General features: G+C 77.0%; 1 protein-coding gene. It reads left to right on the forward strand.

Annotated features, from left to right (window positions below; all coding sequences use genetic code 11):
- Positions 1 to 508, forward strand: a 508-nt coding sequence (locus tag A5711_RS18605; protein WP_304528456.1) for a 3'-5' exonuclease, incomplete at both ends; no start/stop codon positions are given.

The following is a 508-nucleotide window of genomic DNA, read 5'->3' on the forward strand; positions in this document are numbered from 1 at the left end:
CGGGGCGCCCGGGCCGACGGAGTGAGCCCGCCGACCGCCGCGGTTCTGGTGCGCCGCAACGCCGACGCCGCCCCCATCGCCGACGCCCTGCGCGCCCGCGGAGTCCCGGTCGAGGTCATCGGATTGGCGGGGCTGCTGTCCATCCCCGAGGTCGCCGACGTTGTGGCCATGCTGCGGCTCGTCGCCGACCCGACGGCCGGCGCGGCGGCGATGCGGGTACTCACGGGTCCGCGCTGGCGCCTCGGTGGTCGGGACATCGCCGCGCTCTGGCGGCGCGCCCGAAAGCTCGGCGAAGGGCTGGGCGCGGGCGGTTCATCCGCGCCGGAGGCGATCGCGATGTCCGCCGGCCCGGACGCCGACACGGCGTGCCTGGCCGACGCCATCGCCGATCCCGGCCCGCCCGAAGGGTATTCGGCCGCGGGGTATGAGCGTCTCACGGCGCTGGCCGGCGAACTGCGCGCCCTGCGCGGCCATCTGGACCATTCGCTGCCGGACCTGGTCGCCGAGG

Source organism: Mycobacterium sp. E2238 (genome assembly GCF_001672665.1).
GTDB lineage: Bacteria > Actinomycetota > Actinomycetes > Mycobacteriales > Mycobacteriaceae > Mycobacterium.